The sequence below is a fragment of the Acinetobacter sp. CY79 genome (assembly GCF_059515845.1).
Window position 1 is genome coordinate 1 of record NZ_JCAKMY010000045.1, and the last position, 17,246, is coordinate 17,246.

At 36.6% G+C, this 17,246-nt stretch carries 20 protein-coding genes; 11 read left to right on the forward strand and 9 right to left on the reverse strand.

The window, feature by feature from the left end; genetic code table 11:
- The first annotated feature begins 159 nt into the window (after positions 1-159).
- Genes cydP through AC5YCE_RS14440 form a run of 5 tightly spaced genes read left to right on the forward strand, consistent with a single transcriptional unit; the run spans position 160 to position 3,499 of the window.
- Positions 160-351 (forward strand): cytochrome oxidase putative small subunit CydP, encoded by a 192-nt coding sequence (gene cydP / locus AC5YCE_RS14420; protein WP_496126736.1) that lies wholly within the window; start codon positions 160-162, stop codon positions 349-351.
- Complete coding sequence (locus tag AC5YCE_RS14425) at positions 351-1,937, forward strand: cytochrome ubiquinol oxidase subunit I (protein ID WP_496172495.1); 1,587 nt, start codon at positions 351-353, stop codon at positions 1,935-1,937. Before cydP ends, AC5YCE_RS14425 begins: the two co-directional genes overlap by 1 nt.
- Positions 1,934-3,079, forward strand: coding sequence for a cytochrome d ubiquinol oxidase subunit II (cydB, locus tag AC5YCE_RS14430; RefSeq protein WP_496172496.1), 1,146 nt, complete (start codon positions 1,934-1,936; stop codon positions 3,077-3,079). Before AC5YCE_RS14425 ends, cydB begins: the two co-directional genes overlap by 4 nt.
- A gap of 18 nt (positions 3,080-3,097) precedes the next feature.
- Positions 3,098-3,199 carry a cytochrome bd-I oxidase subunit CydX gene (gene cydX / locus AC5YCE_RS14435; protein WP_496126733.1) on the forward strand — a complete coding sequence of 34 codons (102 nt, stop codon included), beginning with the start codon at positions 3,098-3,100 and terminating at the stop codon, positions 3,197-3,199.
- 3 nt (positions 3,200-3,202) lie between these two features.
- Entirely contained in the window at positions 3,203-3,499 is a 297-nt protein-coding gene (locus AC5YCE_RS14440) for a cyd operon YbgE family protein (protein WP_496172497.1), read from the forward strand.
- A 139-nt stretch (positions 3,500-3,638) separates the two neighbouring features.
- On the opposite strand, the gene AC5YCE_RS14445 is transcribed toward AC5YCE_RS14440, so the two are convergent.
- The 5 genes from AC5YCE_RS14445 to ftsY all read right to left on the reverse strand — a co-directional run bounded on the left by AC5YCE_RS14445 (position 3,639) and on the right by ftsY (position 8,054).
- On the reverse strand, positions 3,639-4,184 hold the full coding sequence (locus AC5YCE_RS14445; RefSeq protein ID WP_496172498.1) for a GNAT family N-acetyltransferase: 546 nt from the start codon (positions 4,182-4,184) through the stop codon (positions 3,639-3,641).
- 131 nt (positions 4,185-4,315) lie between these two features.
- Positions 4,316-5,005, reverse strand: a complete 690-nt coding sequence (locus tag AC5YCE_RS14450; RefSeq protein ID WP_496172499.1) for a DUF2057 family protein — start codon at positions 5,003-5,005, stop codon at positions 4,316-4,318.
- Positions 5,006-5,176: 171 nt separating this feature from the next.
- Positions 5,177-5,770 (reverse strand): nitroreductase family protein, encoded by a 594-nt coding sequence (locus AC5YCE_RS14455; protein WP_496172500.1) that lies wholly within the window; start codon positions 5,768-5,770, stop codon positions 5,177-5,179.
- Positions 5,771-6,021: 251 nt separating this feature from the next.
- Positions 6,022-6,711: a nitroreductase family protein gene (locus tag AC5YCE_RS14460; RefSeq protein WP_496126728.1), complete on the reverse strand. Its 690-nt coding sequence runs from the start codon at positions 6,709-6,711 to the stop codon at positions 6,022-6,024.
- A 221-nt stretch (positions 6,712-6,932) separates the two neighbouring features.
- Positions 6,933-8,054, reverse strand: a complete 1,122-nt coding sequence (gene ftsY, locus AC5YCE_RS14465) for a signal recognition particle-docking protein FtsY (RefSeq protein WP_496172508.1) — start codon at positions 8,052-8,054, stop codon at positions 6,933-6,935.
- A 266-nt stretch (positions 8,055-8,320) separates the two neighbouring features.
- Here ftsY and AC5YCE_RS14470 point away from each other — a divergent pair, with 266 nt between their 5' ends.
- Together AC5YCE_RS14470 and AC5YCE_RS14475 are read left to right on the forward strand one after the other, a co-directional pair.
- Entirely contained in the window at positions 8,321-9,634 is a 1,314-nt protein-coding gene (locus AC5YCE_RS14470; protein ID WP_496172509.1) for a M16 family metallopeptidase, read from the forward strand.
- Between the two features lie 146 nt (positions 9,635-9,780).
- Positions 9,781-11,283 carry a M16 family metallopeptidase gene (locus AC5YCE_RS14475; protein ID WP_496172501.1) on the forward strand — a complete coding sequence of 501 codons (1,503 nt, stop codon included), beginning with the start codon at positions 9,781-9,783 and terminating at the stop codon, positions 11,281-11,283.
- Between the two features lie 99 nt (positions 11,284-11,382).
- On the opposite strand, the gene AC5YCE_RS14480 is transcribed toward AC5YCE_RS14475, so the two are convergent.
- Together AC5YCE_RS14480 and AC5YCE_RS14485 are read right to left on the reverse strand one after the other, a co-directional pair.
- Complete coding sequence (locus tag AC5YCE_RS14480; RefSeq protein WP_496172502.1) at positions 11,383-11,709, reverse strand: hypothetical protein; 327 nt, start codon at positions 11,707-11,709, stop codon at positions 11,383-11,385.
- Positions 11,710-11,999: 290 nt separating this feature from the next.
- Positions 12,000-12,359 (reverse strand): hypothetical protein, encoded by a 360-nt coding sequence (locus AC5YCE_RS14485; RefSeq protein ID WP_496172503.1) that lies wholly within the window; start codon positions 12,357-12,359, stop codon positions 12,000-12,002.
- 405 nt (positions 12,360-12,764) lie between these two features.
- Between AC5YCE_RS14485 and AC5YCE_RS14490 the strand changes: the two genes are divergently transcribed.
- The 3 genes from AC5YCE_RS14490 to AC5YCE_RS14500 all read left to right on the forward strand — a co-directional run bounded on the left by AC5YCE_RS14490 (position 12,765) and on the right by AC5YCE_RS14500 (position 14,159).
- Positions 12,765-12,998, forward strand: coding sequence for a hypothetical protein (locus tag AC5YCE_RS14490; RefSeq protein WP_496151946.1), 234 nt, complete (start codon positions 12,765-12,767; stop codon positions 12,996-12,998).
- Positions 12,999-13,171: 173 nt separating this feature from the next.
- Positions 13,172-13,558, forward strand: coding sequence for a DUF2750 domain-containing protein (locus AC5YCE_RS14495; RefSeq protein WP_496172504.1), 387 nt, complete (start codon positions 13,172-13,174; stop codon positions 13,556-13,558).
- A gap of 169 nt (positions 13,559-13,727) precedes the next feature.
- Positions 13,728-14,159, forward strand: coding sequence for a CBS domain-containing protein (locus AC5YCE_RS14500; RefSeq protein WP_496172505.1), 432 nt, complete (start codon positions 13,728-13,730; stop codon positions 14,157-14,159).
- Positions 14,160-14,549: 390 nt separating this feature from the next.
- Here the strand turns inward: AC5YCE_RS14500 and AC5YCE_RS14505 are convergent, their stop codons facing one another.
- Positions 14,550-15,413, reverse strand: coding sequence for a DNA adenine methylase (locus AC5YCE_RS14505; RefSeq protein WP_496172506.1), 864 nt, complete (start codon positions 15,411-15,413; stop codon positions 14,550-14,552).
- Between the two features lie 36 nt (positions 15,414-15,449).
- On the reverse strand, positions 15,450-16,154 hold the full coding sequence (locus AC5YCE_RS14510; RefSeq protein WP_496172507.1) for a hypothetical protein: 705 nt from the start codon (positions 16,152-16,154) through the stop codon (positions 15,450-15,452).
- A 107-nt stretch (positions 16,155-16,261) separates the two neighbouring features.
- Here AC5YCE_RS14510 and AC5YCE_RS14515 point away from each other — a divergent pair, with 107 nt between their 5' ends.
- Complete coding sequence (locus AC5YCE_RS14515) at positions 16,262-17,194, forward strand: IS5 family transposase (protein WP_496171020.1); 933 nt, start codon at positions 16,262-16,264, stop codon at positions 17,192-17,194.
- Positions 17,195-17,246: the final 52 nt, after the last annotated feature.

Sequence of the window (17,246 nt, forward strand, 5' to 3'; positions counted from 1 at the left end):
TTAAACAATTTAATAGAATATTTTTTGTTTTATTTTTAGTTTAAGTATTTGTTTTAATTATAATTTTAAATTTAATGTCATTTATAATTTTTAAGCTATTTATTTTATGTTTACTTTTGTTTAATAATACAAAGGTAGCAATAAAACATGGTTTTATTTATGAGCTTAAATACCAAAAATTCAAACAAAAATCTCGTTAGAGAAATCGCACTAATTTTAATTATTAAGGTGATTATTTTAATGACGATTAAAAATATTTGGTTTGATGCCCCTACCATTCCCAAAGATTTTGATAATCAAATTGCTGAGCGTATTGCTGGCAGTCCTTCCCCAATCAAGGAGACACGTTGATGATTTCTGAAAGCGTGGTCGATCTTTCGCGGTTCCAATTTGCAATGACCGCGATGTATCACTTTATATTTGTACCACTAACTCTAGGGCTTGCTTTTCTTCTTGCCATTATGGAAACCACTTACGTGGTGACAGGCAAGGAAATCTACCGTGACATGACCAAATTTTGGGGTAAATTGTTCGGTATTAACTTCGCTTTAGGTGTGACCACGGGTTTAACCATGGAATTTCAGTTCGGGACGAACTGGGCGTACTACTCACACTATGTTGGTGATATTTTTGGAGCACCACTAGCAATCGAAGGATTGATGGCATTTTTCCTAGAATCGACTTTCATTGGTCTATTCTTCTTTGGCTGGGATCGCCTCTCTAAGTTTCAGCATTTGGCTGTGACTTGGTTAGTCGCGATTGGCTCCAATATGTCCGCTTTATGGATTTTAGTTGCCAATGGCTGGATGCAAAACCCTGTCGGTGCTGCATTCAACTATGAAACCATGCGTATGGAATTGGTTGATTTCGGTGCATTGATTTTCAACCCAGTGGCACAGGTTAAATTTGTACACACTGTTTCCGCAGGGTATGTCACTGGTGCAATCTTTGTTTTAGCAATCTCGAGTTACTACTTACTTAAAAAACAAGATTTACCTTTTGCGCGTCGTTCATTTGCCATTGCTGCAATCTTTGGTTTGGCATCAACACTATCTGTAATTTTACTGGGTGATGAGTCTGGTTATGAACTCGGTGATGTACAAAAAACTAAACTTGCTGCAATCGAAGCTGAATGGGATACACATCCTGCTCCAGCAGCCTTTACTTTATTTGGTATTCCAAATGAAGAAACACAAACAACTGATTATGCCGTTAAAATCCCGTATGTCATGGGTCTGATTGCAACACGTTCAACAACTGAGCAAGTAACAGGTATCAAAGACCTGATTGCTAATCACGAACAACGTATCCGTAATGGTATGGTTTCTTATGCACAGTTAGAACAATTACGTGCTGGTGACAAATCACCTGAACTTTTGGCTGCATTTGAAGCATCTCAAAAAGATTTAGGTTATGGTTTACTGTTGAAAAAATACACACCAAATGTTGTCGATGCGACAGATGAGCAAATCAAGTCTGCTGCTGCCGATACGATTCCACACGTGCCAAGCTTATTCTGGGCATTCCGTGCAATGGTTGGTTCTGGCTTCTTAATGTTAGTGTTATTTGCACTTGCGACTTTTGCTGTATTCAAGCGCAATGCAGAAAGTAAACCTTGGTTACTTAAGTTTGCAGTTGTTGCATTGCCATTACCTTGGATTGCTGCACAAACTGGTTGGTATGTTGCAGAAGTGGGTCGTCAACCTTGGACCATTGGTGAAGTTTTACCCACATATTTATCTGCTTCTAGCATTAGCTCTGCAGATGTATGGGGTTCTATCATCGCACTCGCATCTTTCTACACGGTACTACTTATCATTGAAATGTACCTAATGATCAAATTCTCTCGCCTAGGCCCAAGTTCACTTCACACTGGTAAATACCATTTTGAAAAACTTGAAGCTGCTAAAAAAGCGAATGAGGAGTCTCAAGCATGATCGAATATGAATTATTAAAAATCATTTGGTGGGTTCTGGTCGGTGTATTGCTGATTGGTTTTGCCCTTACCGATGGCTTTGACATGGGCTCAATGGCAATCATGCCATTCGTTGGAAAAACAGACGACGAACGTCGCGCAGCAATCAATACGATTGCTCCGCATTGGGATGGCAACCAAGTGTGGTTTATTACCGCAGGTGGTGCATTATTTGCTGCATGGCCAATGGTATATGCAACAGCATTCTCTGGTATGTACTGGGCGCTGTTACTGGTACTGTTCGCCTTGTTCTTACGACCTGTTGGTTTCGACTACCGATCTAAACTTGAAAATACTCAATGGCGTACGTCTTGGGATTGGGGTCTAGCGATCGGTGGTGCAGTACCTGCGTTGGTATTTGGTGTGGCATTCGGCAACATGTTCTTAGGTGTACCGTTTACATTAGATGAGACAGTACGCTCAACCTACACAGGTAGCTTCTTTGCCTTACTTAATCCATTTGCTTTAGTATGTGGATTAGTGAGCTTATCCATGCTTTGCGCTCATGGTGGTGCTTGGCTAATGCTTCGTACGGATGGTGACTTACGTGCACGTTCTGCACAAGCCACCAAAATTATGGGCATTGTATTCTTGATCTGCTTCTTAGGCGCGGGTGCATGGTTATACTTTGGTAACATTCAAGGTTATACATTAGTGCAACCATTTGATACCAATGGTGTAGCAAACCCACTTGCGAAAGAAGTTTTGACCAATGCTAACCCAGGTTGGATGAATAATTATTCTGATTATCCAATCACCATGATTGCGCCAATCATGGCAACACTTGGTGGTTTGATCATCGTGCTTGGTGCATCTAAATCGAAAGCTGGTATTACTTTTACGGGTTCATCATTAGCGGTCACTGGTGCGATCTTAACCGCAGGTTTTGCCTTGTTCCCATTCTTAATGCCATCGAGCTTAAATCCAACAGTAAGCTTGACCATGTGGGATGCCGTTTCAAGTAAAAATACTTTAACTGTAATGACCGTTGCAGCGTGTATTTTCGTTCCCTTAATTTTGTGTTACACCACTTGGTGCTACTACAAAATGTGGGGTGTTATCACCAATAAACACGTACAAGAAAATACACATAGCTTGTATTAAGCCATTAGGAGAAATTTTATGTGGTATTTCGCTTGGATTCTCGGTGTTCTTATGGCATGTTTTGCTGGTGTGATCGCTGCCATCTATATGGAACAACATCAAGATTTAGATGAGGAATAAGATATGTCAGAAGTAGCTGTGTCAGAAGACTTTAAAAAGCCGAATAAAATTGCGATGACAATTTCATTCCTATTGGCATTGCCGCTTACTGCTGTCTTACTCCTTCACCCAGCCATGATGCTCGATGCTGAAGGAAACTACAGTCATCGTGCAATGATGTACATTATGATTGGTATATCAGGTGGATTCATTCATGGCGTGGGTTTTATTCCCCGGTTTTGGTTATGGAAATGGTTATTTAGTCCATTCGTAGCATGGCCGTTGATGATTCTTGGTTATTACACTTGGTTTGTTAAATAGCCTTGATCTTCATCTATTGACTGAATTAAAGCCCTCTTTAAAGAGGGCTTTTTTATATTTGATGTATGAGTTTGAAGATATCCGTATTTCAAAAAGAATGATGAAAATAATTTAATTTTAGAAAATAGAAGTGATTTGCTTAGGCTATTTTCCTTAATTGCAAAAGCTTCAACTCTGTCAACGGCATACCTACATTTAAATCAATAGGATACTCTTCAACGATCCCTGTCTTCTCATAGCCATGACGGATATAAAAATCGATTAACTCTGAACGAGCATCCAGGACCCACATCACCATTTGTCTTAAATCCGGTTTTATCTTCATGGCATAAGTTTCAGCCGCATTTAAAACCTGTGCTCCAAAACCTAAATTTTGCCATTGTGGCGCAATACAAAACGTCCCTATTTCCACATCTTGTTGATGTGATTCAATCGCAATACAACCAATAATTTCATCTTTCATTTGATAGGGAATTTCCGCGACCAAAAGTAAGGAACGGCATGGCGTTTGATTCTGCTGATGAATCAGCGATTGTAACTGCCCATGATCAATTCGATCACCATCTACAATTTCTGATTCATTCGTCCAGCTATTTTGATGCGGATTCCGATACGCTGAATTAATCATGTGGACTAATTCAGCAATATCGTGCTGTCCTGCCAATCTTAACTTAGGCTTTAACATCTTATTTTTGATTCTGATATGTATAAACTTCAATATAGCTGAATCAAACATCCAAGAATACTTTTGAGTGCCCTATTTTAAGTTCTATGTTCTATGTTCTAGGCTTTATTTTAAATTGCTAAGTCCTGATTTTACTGCTCGGCTAACCATGCCATGAATTTCTGTCTCTCAGCCTTAGATGCTTTCTGCCACAATTGGATCATGTTTTGATCTACAGATAACGTATCAGTTTGTGGGATCGAAGATGTTTGGTCGCTTGTTGAAGGCTTAGCGTTTTGATTTTGACGAGTTTGTGTAGATGAATAATTCTTAGGCGTAGACTGAACTTGGGTTGCATCTACAGAATCATTAAATAAACCACCCAGTATAGAATTCTTCGGTTGGTTTGACATGCTCGACTCTTGAACTACTTGCTGATTATTCTGATCGAATAATGCAATCTTGGGTTGTTCAGCATATTTTTTCGCATCATCATGATCTTTTGGCGCATTGATCAATTTGAGTACATAATGTTGATTGTCTTGAATTTGTGGAATGTCTAAACGGAGAATATCTGATTTCACAATATCATGACGGTTCAAGTTATCTTCAAAATACGCTTGGTAGCGAACGCTCAAACTTAATGCACCTGGATTCACTTTATATTGTTTTGTTTTTTTCAATAAACTCGATTTAACGGCTTGATCATTAATCCCAACAACCATGATTTCGTCTGGTACAGTAATTGTACTTGCTGCATATAAGCTTTGGCTAAATAAAGCAGCTAAAGCTAAACCACCGACGCTCACGAAGCTTGTTACTCGATTTTTTGCTGAGTTCATATCTGTTCTTTTAAACAATTCAATTTGTTAGCACTATGCTACGAATAGATGACACTTTCATGACCATTTAAAAGTTTCAAGCCGTACGAGTTTTAACAATAATTCAAACTAAAACCCATAAAAAAGGATGCATTTGCATCCTTTTTCTTACAACGAATTAAAACACTATGATTAATTGAATGTTTTAAAACGAACAGCATCATCCATATAGGTTTTCTCACCAGCTTGAGCTTCAATTGAACCTAGAACAAGTTGAGCACGAAGTTTCCAGTTCGCAGGAATATCAAATGTTGAAGCAACTTCTTCATCTACAATCGGATTGTAATGCTGTAAGGATGCACCAATATTTTGTTCTGACAATGCAGTCCATACCGCAAACTGTGCAATTGCTGTTGAATGCTCTGACCAAACTGGGAAATTGTCTGCATATAACGCAAATTGTTCCTGAAGTCCTTTAACTACATCTTGATCTTCATAGAACAGAACTGTTGCATAACCTGCTTTGAAACTAGCAATTTTACTGCTTGTTCCTTCAAAAGCATCTGCTGGGACCATTTTACGTAAAGTTTCTAATACGATATCCCAAAATTTGTCATGTGATTGACCAAATAGTGTCACAACACGAGAAGTTTGTGAGTTAAATGAAGATGGACTTTGTTTTACAGCCTCACGAATCACTGATTCAATTTTGGAATTATCTAAAGTTACATTTTTACCAATCGCATAAATGGTACGACGTTTTTTGATTTCATCTAAAAATGACATGGGGGTGTTTCCTTATTTTTTGATAATTGGTCAATTTGATAAACACATCATATTGAGATTTAAATACAACGTCAGCCCATTCTTTATAACAATGTGTTCTAAATTTAGAACATTAATCAAAAACCGAAGCTTATGCTTCGGTTCTTAATGACTATTAATCTAATCATTTAAATAATCTAATCATTTAAATAGACTTTTCAAATAAGAGTCATGAATTCAATACTAAAAGATCTCCTTCTTACAAAACCTTTTTAGAGCGTATGAAAAACCTTAAACATAGTGTCATCTTCTTCTTGTTCTTTCTCTTTAGGGCTTTCATGAGTCGATCCAAATATTAACTGAGCTTTAAATTCCCAAGACTCTGGTAAGTTCAACATCTTAGACGTTTGATCATTAATGGCTGGATTATAGTGATGTAAGGATGCGCCCAGTCCCACACTTGAGAGTGCCGTCCATACTGCGAATTGTGCCATACCCGATGTTTGCTCTGACCACAACACAAAATCATGTGCTTGAAGTGGTTTTTTCTTTTGCAATGTACTGATCACATCTTGATCTTCAAAAAACAATACTGTGCCAAATGCATCTGTACAGCTTTCAATTTTGAGAATGGCACTTTCAGCAATGTGTACAGGTAAAATCTGTTTTTGAACATCTTTCACCATATGCCAAAATTTGAAATGGGCATCATCCGTTAAAATAACCACGCGAGCACTTTGAGAGTTTAAAGCAGAAGGACAGCAACGGACGGCTTCTTTAATAAGGTTATTTAAGTAAGTCCGGCTAAAAATCACTTTTTTGCCTAAACGATTAAAAGTACGGCGTTGTTTCATGAAGTGAATTAAGTCTTTATCATGCATCGCACTCTCATTTTTTTTGTGACGTGATTCCCCCATGATATCTGTCGTGAGCACTTTACCTATACGTGTCAATATTGCCATTTCACTTCCCCAAAACATAAAAATAAGACACTCATAATTGATCTCATTTTAATCTGAATCCCTTTATTTATCAGGTTTTAAGACTTTGATTTGATTGTTATTAAAACGATTAAAGCAATGAAAATAAAAAAACCTTACATTTAGTAAGGTTTTTATGACTTTTGACTCAAAACTTATTTCACAGCACAATTTATATTTTGGAAAAATTGTCGAAGTAAAGGTTATTTATCGGTCTCAAATAATGCTGCGACAAACGATTTTGCAGAGAATGGACGTAGGTCATCGATCTTTTCACCGACACCAATAAATCGAATTGGCACATGTGTACGACTTGCAATATTGAATAGTACACCGCCTTTAGCTGTACCATCTAATTTAGTGATGGTTAAGCCTGTCAGACCCACTGCTTCATCAAACATTTCAACTTGGTTAATCGCGTTTTGACCTGTACCTGCATCAACGACCAACATCACTTCATGCGGTGCAGTTGCATCAATCTTTTGCATTACACGTTTAACTTTGGTCAGTTCCTGCATCAAATGACCTTTGTTATGCAAGCGACCTGCGGTATCGGCAATCAGTACATCAACTCCTTTGGCGCGTGCACTTTCAAATGCATCAAAAATCACTGAAGCACTGTCCGCGCCATGACCTTGAGCCACAACAGCGATGTTATTTCGCTCACCCCAAATTTGAAGTTGTTCAGTCGCCGCTGCACGGAAAGTATCCCCCGCTGCAAGCATGACTTTCTTCCCTTCACCTTGTAAGCGTTTCGCAAGTTTACCAATCGTTGTCGTTTTACCTACACCATTCACCCCCACCACTAAAATCACGTATGGACTTTTTGCAGGGTCAATATGTAATGGCTTAACACGCGGTGCAAGCAAAGCAACCAATTCTTCCTGTAACGCTTTATAGAGTGAATGTGAATAGATCAAATCACCACGTGCAGTACGTTCAGTTAAATTGGTAATAATCGTTCTCGTTGCTTCTACACCAATATCTGCAACCAAAAGCTGTTCTTCAACTTCTTCCAACAGCTCATCGTCAATCTCTTTACCACCAATGAGAATATTCACCATTCCATCAGCTAAGTTTTTACGAGATTTACTTAAACCTTCTTTCATTCGACTGAAGAAACTGCCTTTTTTAGGCTCTTCTTCTTGAATGTTTTCAGTCTCATTCGACTGTATAATTGAAGTGTTCTGTGCAGAAGTCTGTGTAGCAGGAGCTACTTTATTATTTTCAATAATAGGCACATTAACGGCGGGCAAACTCGGTAAAGTGACGTCATCATCACCGATATCCGCATCAATCAAGAATTTATTTTGCTGTTCTTGCATGCCGATTCCTTGAAAAGCATAGCGATTAAAAGAAATAAGTTTAGCATAAATTACATATATTTCTTGCTGTAATGACACTTTTAAACGAGCAAACCAAAATGCAACAAGACTAACTTGCATTCGTGCTTCGCTTTCTTAAAAATAGTCTAAAATTAAGACGTTTCGGAGAATATGTGGGTATTTTAACACCTCAAAAAACTTTTTTTTGTTCAGAATACCCTGCTCGCTGTTTAACTTTTATATTCCAAGTCTGCATACTCTCTAGTGTGTTCTTCATCTCAACCAACGCTACAGCACAAGACCAATCAAACGTTTCTCGAAGTACTGTTGAAGCCACACTACCCAATGGATTACGTGTCATCATTCGAGAGGATCATCGTGCACCCATCGTACTCAGTCAAATTTGGTATGGGGTTGGTAGTGCTGACGAATCTGGCAATGTGCTTGGGATTTCACATGTGCTTGAACACATGATGTTTAAAGGCACAAAAAAAGTTCCCGATGATGAATTCACTAGGTTGAGTCGAAATTTCGGTGGCAGTATAAATGCCTTCACCTCGACCAATTACACCAATTATTATCAGCTCTATCCAAAGCAATATTTTCCACTGGCATTAGAGCTTGAAGCAGATCGTATGCAGAATTTGCACTTGCGACAACAAGACTTTGAACCTGAAATTAAAGTGGTGATGGAAGAAAGACGTCAAAGAACGGACGATAATCCACGTAATCTAGCTTTTGAGAGATTTAAATGGATTGCTTATCCCACCAGTCATTACCGTCAGCCTGTGATTGGTTTGATGAAAAATTTAAATAATATCCAACTCCAAGATCTCAAAGATTGGTATCAACGTTGGTACACACCCAATAATGCAACCTTAGTAATTATCGGTGATGTCAATCCTGAGACGACTTTAAAACAGGTTGAAAAATACTTTGGCGCTATTCCTAAAAGAGTTTTACCACAACGAAATGATGTCCTTGAATTTGATCGTCTAGGCTATCGGCAGCTAGAAATGAATATGCCCGTACAGATTCCAAACTTATATATGGCATGGAATGTTAAATCTTTAAATACCGCTAAAAATCCTCAAGATGCCTATGCGCTTACAATTATCCAATCCTTACTCGATGGTGGAATTTCATCCAGACTGCAAGACCGTTTAGTCCGTGATCGTAAAATTCTAACTTCAATCAATGTGAGCTATGATCCTTACAATCGTGGAGATAGCTTATTTCTTATTTCTTCAATCCCTGCTGAAGGAGTCAGTTTAGAGACAGCACAAAAAAACGTTCAGGCAGAAATGGATCTGTTTAAAAATGAACTGGTCAATGTGGATGAACTTGAAGGTATCAAATCCAACTTCGTGTCTAATCTGGTTTACAGTCAAGATGACATCGTAGGTCAAGCAAAAATGATAGGTCAATTGGCTGTGAATGGCATTGATTTCCGTTTACTGGATCAACTTCCAAAACACTACCAAACTGTAACTCCAGAAGATTTAAAACGGATTGCCAATATTTATTTTGTTCGTGAAAATTTAAGCGTTTTGCATCTTATGCCTGAATCTACCCCATAAATAGATGCTTAGAATACCTGGTATCAATGCACTTTATGGAAGTGTATCTTTGAAATTTTCAGTACAAGTAAAAGCTCAACCACCAATGAAAATATAAGGATGAATACGATGGATCATCAAAAGCACACGTTTAGTGAGGATGTTGAATGAGTCTTCAACATCTTATTTTTAACTTAAAACTGAGTCTATGTGCTTTGCTATTCTCTGTATCTAATCAAGTGAGTCATGCGGATATTGAACAGATCAGTGAGGAATCATTACCGCCTGATTTTAGCCCGATCACATCGATTAAAAATCTACAGAGTTTAAAGAACTTAAAAAGCGTGCAACAAGCTCAAACACCATTTGTACAAGAACTCAATAATACCCTTAAAGTCAGAACACTATTTGTCGAAACGCATGATTTGCCTATCGTTGACATTCAACTCACGTTTAATGCAGGTTCGGCACAAGATCAAGCTATAGGTCAAGGTCTATATGGTACAGCCAATATGGCAGCCAAATTATTACTTGAAGGCACAGATCAATATACGGCTAAACAAATCAATAATACTTTTGAGAGTTTAGGAGCAAAGGTCAATGTCAGCGCTCATCGCGATATGTTTATTGTGAGATTAAGAGTGTTATCTGAACCTGAGAAGCTGAATAAAGCGCTTAATTTACTTCTACATGTCATTCAAAAATCAAATTTTAATCATTCTGGACTCAACTTAATTCTTAGCAATACCAAACAAGGTCAAAAACAAGTTCAAGAAAATCCAAGCCGATTAATGAATATTCGTTTTTATCGAGCGCTCTATGGTGAGCATCCCTACGCTGAACCGAGCGTCGGAACGCAAGCAAGTATTCGTAAGATTACTCCTGAAATTTTACAGCAGTTCCGCAATCAACTCCTTGTCGCTCAAAATTCTAATATCGCAATCACGGGCGATCTTAGCGCATCACAAGCCACTGAAATCTCAAATATAATCTCTCAAGCTCTTCCTCAAGGTACAGTCGCACAACCTGTTGCCGAACCCATCGAGCAAAAGGATTTCAATATTTCGTTTATCCCACATCTATCTAGCCAAGCCTATATCACCATGGGACATTTAGGAATTTCTAGGAATCATCCAGATCGAGTCGCACTTGAAGTCGCCAATCGGATATTTGGTGGAAGCAGTTTTAATTCAATTCTATCTAAAGAGTTGCGCGTCAAACGCGGTCTTACTTACAGCGCATCGAGTATGCTCACCACGACACAAGTTGCAGGTGTTTTTAGTTTAAGCTACTCAACTCAACAAGATAAACTAATGGAAAGTATCCAAGTTGCACATCAAAGTCTTGTCAATTTTGTTACTCAACCCATCACTCAACAGCAGCTTAATGAAACCAAAGAAGGCATGTTGTATGCTTACCCGATGTCATTTAGCAGCAATGCCAATATTAATGCCCAAATTGCGGCGATTGCTTTTTATGGTTTACCTACCGATTATCTGAATATTTATCAGAAGAAAATAAATAGCTTAACCTTAAAACAACTTCAGTCCGCAGTTAAAAAACATCTGCATCCCGACAACTTAACGATAGTGGTTGTTGCAAATACGCTAAATCAAGATGATTTAAACTTGGTTCTTCAACAAAATTTGAAGAAACGTATTAACGAATAAAATTAATGACTACCCCATATTATAAAAAAGCAGTCTTCATTTAAAGAATTGTTTAGCTACCATTCCAGTCATTCTAGAATAACTATCTAACTCTGCTATCTAGTTTAGATTATCTTGAGTTTCAGCAGGATAGGTTTGGATACGAGAGGACTCATAATGTTGCGCATGCATTAAACGATAAAAATCAACGACGCAAATCCTGTCCTGCATCAGCATCAAATGTGCCATATTTTGAGTTTGAGGAAATGACTGTTGCAGAGCAAGTTTTTGTATTTCAAAGTATTGCTCAGAACTCACAGGATGACGCGCAGCAACAAAAGAAATACTGATCACAACGACAATAATACTGAATATCACAGCATTGAATACATATTCAGCCTGAACTTTAGACTTTAAACCTTGAAAATAATCTTTGATATGGAGCATGTACTACCTCTAATTCAAAGTAGTTTAATCATGCTCGCAGGAAAAAAAAAGCTTTAAGCGTAAATGAATCTGGAGTTACTTAAAATATGGAATACTATTTCTAATGACTCATAGAATTGGCTATTCAATATTCCTAAATATTGAGCAAAATGTAACGTTAATCATTTGAATGCGATGATGTCAAATACGCAAATTAAATTTCTTAAAAGTGTCAAATCTGAGAGAGGCGTAATATGAAAATTAAAAATGAGATAAGTTTCTTATCTCATTCTTTAAGTCTGATTTACCTGTTAATTCACCATAGAACGAATCACTGCCAAGTACAAAATTAACGCTATAATGCCTAAAGCCAAGAAAATTGTGAATACACCCAATCCACCTTCTGAATGCGGTGGATGTAGCTCATCATCATCAGCAATTCTTTTCAACTCTCCATCATAATATTGATAGAATTCTGCTTTCTGCTCAGGTGCAAGCTGTCGAGTAAAATCAAAAATCCGTTTACGTTGAGAAAGACAATATTTTCCCAAGTGAATTTCTTGATGAAAAATAGCATCATCTAATTGTTTACGGTGAAATTGAGCCAGAGCAACCACTTGGGATTGTACTGGCGGAACATCCAAATTAAATCCATCTATTGTATTTGTCATTTTATATACTCCTTTTACCTGTTCCTTCATCATAAACCTTAATATTCAAGATTAAAATTCGTACATACAACTAAATATGTATACAAATATTATTTTCAATTAGTTGACAAGTGAACTGAATTGTAATATTAGTTTAACAATATTTATATATATTGATTTTAGACCAAGAGGTCAAAAGCGTTAATGTATAGTTGAAGTGAACGTTGTTTAGATGTTTAGATAGATGTAAAGAGTAGCAAAGAAAGTCGTCATTATTGTTGGTAAAATCAAAGTGTTTTGGCGTAAATTGAAAACTGTAAGCAAAGAAATAAGTCGATAAAGTTGTAAAAAATGAACGTTATAAATGTATATCAGCGTTCAAAGCAAAGTAGTAAGACAATCATAATTAGAAAATAGGAGTTTAATATGATTAAACAATTCTCTCAGCAAGATCTAGAGCATCTATATGCGAATGCTGTAAATACGATTCAATTTGAAATGAATTTTTCAAATGCGATTGATGAACTTGAGCATGCAGCTCGTGCAGGTCATGGTAAAGCAGCAATGTTTCTTGCGGAACTCTATATCCAAGGATTTCGTGTAGAACGTGATTCTTTAAAAGCACAGTACTGGCAACAAATGGCTACCATGCAAGCATGATAAAACGTCACCTAGGTGGCGTTTTTTTATACCTGTTACTCAAAATAATAGATAAAACCATTTGGGTCTTTCCCAATCATAATTACTTACGATTAGAAATATGAATGCAACTAAACTTTAAGAAATAAGCATTAAAATAATAAAGATGAAGTTAATTGATCTGACCCAATAAAATGAAGAAATATATAAAGCTTAATCCAGTAGCTAAAGATTATATTTTAAAGATTTCAATACTAAAAACCATGATGTACTGTGGCGTGTTATGGGGACTATACAATCCCAAACTCCAAGGTTGGGCGATCAAACAAGATCAAAAAGAATACATTTTCCCATTCTGGCTCAGTTCCCTACATGCCTATCAGTATGCAAAAAAGCATTGGCCTCACTATATTCCTAAAAAAATTACGCCTGCTGATTTTGAAGATTCACTCTTACCCACCTTAACTCGATTTAAAGTATCTCCCACCCTATTTAGTCAAAAGTCTAAACGTTTTAAACTGACCACTGAACATATGCGCTTATTCTTTTTTGACCATTCCGTTCAGATAAATCCAATTTAATTCATGTTAATTTGCATGTATATTCAAGGATGTATTTGAGCAAAGGCGAATCATATACATACAATATAGAATGTTATGATTAAATTTATCAAATCTATCTAGTGATTGCATTTCAGCGACAATCAGTTAATTTAAAAATATAGAAAGTATAAAGACAAGTGAGGGAATCATGACAACAGTAGCCCAAGTTCTTCAAGATAAAGCGAATATTGAAACTTCAACGATTTCTCCAACTGCAACCGTGTTCGAAGCTATTTCACTTATGGCGAATAAAGCGATTGGCGCAGTGATCGTGACGAATGCTGACAAGGTGGTCGGTATTTTGTCTGAACGCGACTACACGCGTAAAATTGCATTAATGCAACGCACCTCAGACCATACCACTGTTGCTGAAATTATGACTTCTCAGGTGCTTTCTGTAACTCGTACTCATACAGTGGATGAGTGCTTAGCGTTAATGACCGATAAGCATATCCGTCATTTACCCGTTGTTGAAAATGACAGTTTAGTGGGTATTGTTTCAATAGGTGATTTGGTAAAAGCAACAATGGAAGATCAAAGAAAATTAATAGATCAACTACAACAATATATTTCTGGCTAATCCGAAAAAATTAAACCCTCATATTGAGGGTTTTTTAATAAACAAATTTTGATCGATATTTAGTAGTTATAAGCACTACCAAATAAAAACATAAGATGTTGTTTTTAATGAAATTTAGTAAATTTAATTTTTATATGATACATATAGTGATACAAATTAAAAACTATTAGAATGGCTTTTATTCCGAGGGTCGGGATCAATGTATACATATATCCAATTGTTTTAACTAAACTTATTAAAACTAAAAAAGTACTCACCAAGGTACTCATTTTCAAAATTAGAAACTCCGCTTTTTCAATGATATATAAAAATACCTAAAACAATTAGTTGACTGAATATCTTACATCTAAACTCAAGCATTAACACATTAAGAGATAAGTCCTTCTATTTTTATACAGCCGAAAACAGATCATATTGAATTGGTTTGAGCAACTCATCACAATAAAACATAACTTCTTTAGCCTTGATCTTATGATAAACACTATAGTTCAAACTATAATCTGTCATAAAATAATCTTTGTAAATTTCTTTTATTTCTGTGCAATTGTCATAAGAAACTATCCATCTAGTCTTTACCTTATCTAAAGCATTCTTTATATCCAAATGATCTTCATGATTGTAAAAATTTCTATAAAGGCCCTGTCCCTTAACATAATAAGGAGGATCTAGGTACATGAGTGATTGTCTAGGAAGAATAGAGTCAACTCTATTAATCAAATCCAGTGCATCTTCATTGTAAACATGTATTTTCGACGCATTTAATCCTACTTTTTCAATTCTTTTCCTTAGATTTATCTTATTGTATCTTGCGTCTATCGTGTATGTACCTTCTTGCTTTTTCCCTCCAATTACACCACCTTTTAGGATACCAGATCTGTTAGTACGATTAAGGAAGAAAGTAGCAAAACCTTTCAATAGAATGTCATTACAATCTTGATCATTTAATATCTGCTTTTGCTTGTACCAAACTTCCATATTTACTGGGGTGTCGGTTAAAAGCTTAAGAAATTCCTCAGTATTCGAAGTAATTGATGCCCAAAAGCTATATACAGCCTTATCTATATCGTTAATATGAATATCTGAAGCAAAACCACTGTAAAGCAATTCAAGCGCAACTCCAGCCCCCCCTGCATACGGCTCAAGGTAATGCCCACCGACTAGATCATTCTCTTCAAAAATGGCCTTAACAACAGGTGAAAATTTGCCTTTTCCACCAGGATATCTTAAGGGTGTATTGTAGATATCAATACTCATTGGCTTTCCAACAGTGTTTTAATCATTTTAACAGTTTCAAGTAACCTTGGCCATATCAATGTTTCTAGATGCTTCATCTATTGCTTGAGTTAAATCTGCTATAAAAGTATCAACCTGTTCTATATTTTCATCACACCACTTTTGGATAATTTTTTGTTCATCAAAGTAATTTATGCATGAATTAAACCACCTTTTCATTTTTACCCTATCAAGTCTTTCAGAATCTGATAAGGTTAAAATATGATCTAAAACATAGTCAGTAGAGTAACTATCAGAATCATCCCAAAACTCTTTAAAATCTCTCGGATTATCGAATCTATTTTTAATAAAGCCATATATTAAGGATTCTGGATTTCTATCCTTAGATGGACTGTTATCTTTTATGAATTTACTAGCAGGTAGAACACAGAAGTTTCTATGTTCATCTATAATTTTTCTATTACTTGACTTACTAGCAACATCATTGTCAGCAATCAGTACAGCCATTTTAAAATAAGTGTCGGCAGGTGCTAACTTGACTAATATTTCACTGCCTATTTTTAGAGAAATGGCTTCAATATCAGCACCGAAAGCCATTACACCATTTGTTAAATTTTTATACTCTAAAATTTTTTCAAAGAAATATTTTGCTTCATCATCTTCGAAATAAATTTTAATGAATTTGCTTTTTCGAGAACCTCTTTCACTTTTGTTCACCAATAACATATCATGCTTGATTTTAGTGTAGGTAAGATCTCTCATTAACCGAGGCATTCGGGTATCAGTTAAATATATGACTGAATCGAGTTCACTTCGGCTTTGTTGCACAAACCTAGCATGTAAGGCTTATTCAGCAATATAATTTCAAAATGAATAAACCTGCAGCTAAAATCTACCATACAACCAATTGGTCATCCTATAATCGAGCCTTAATTAATCGAGGCAATATTTCCATTTGGTTTGATCCAAAGACTCAGTGGTATGCACAATCACAAGGCAAGCAAGGTCGAAATCAAACCTATTCCGATACAGCGATTCAATGCTGCTTAATGATCAAATCTCTATTTCGACTCTCTTTACGCATGGTTACAGGTTTTGTTCAAAGCCTGATTAAGCTTTGTGGATTAGATTGGACAGCTCCGGATTATTCCACCCTTTGTCGTAGACAGAAGCATATTGATATTGCGATTAGCTATCAAAAAAGTAGTAATGGGCTGCATCTACTTGTAGATTCTACTGGCTTGAAGTTTCTTGGTGAAGGTGAATGGAAATGCAAGAAACATGGGTCTGAATATCGTCGCCAATGGCGTAAGCTTCACATTGCTATAGATGCTAAAACCCTGCAAATACGTGCAGTACAACTCACCACAAATGATGTCAGTGATTCTCAAGTATTTGAAGATTTACTTGCTCAAATTCCCTTGGATGAACAAATTGATTCTGTTTATACAGATGGTGCTTATGACACAAAGCACTGCCGACAACTCATTTTAGATCGAGATGCATATGCGGTCATTCCACCGAGAAAGAATGCAAAACCTTGGAAAGATCAACAAGCGAGGTCTATAGAACGCAATGAGTTATTGAAAACAGTCAAACGGCTAGGAAGATCGCTTTGGAAAAAGTGGTCTGGTTATCATTGTCGAAGTTTGGTGGAAACCAAGATGCATTGCATCAAATTATTAGGCGATAAATTAACATCAAGAAGTTTCCCTAGTCAGGTGAATGAGATTCATGCACGCATAGCGGTCTTGAATAAATTCACAGAATTAGGTCGCCCTCATACCCAAGTTGTCTCTTAAATTTAACTCAATTAGGGTAGCTCTGCCTTTCAAACCTTTGTGCAACAAAGCC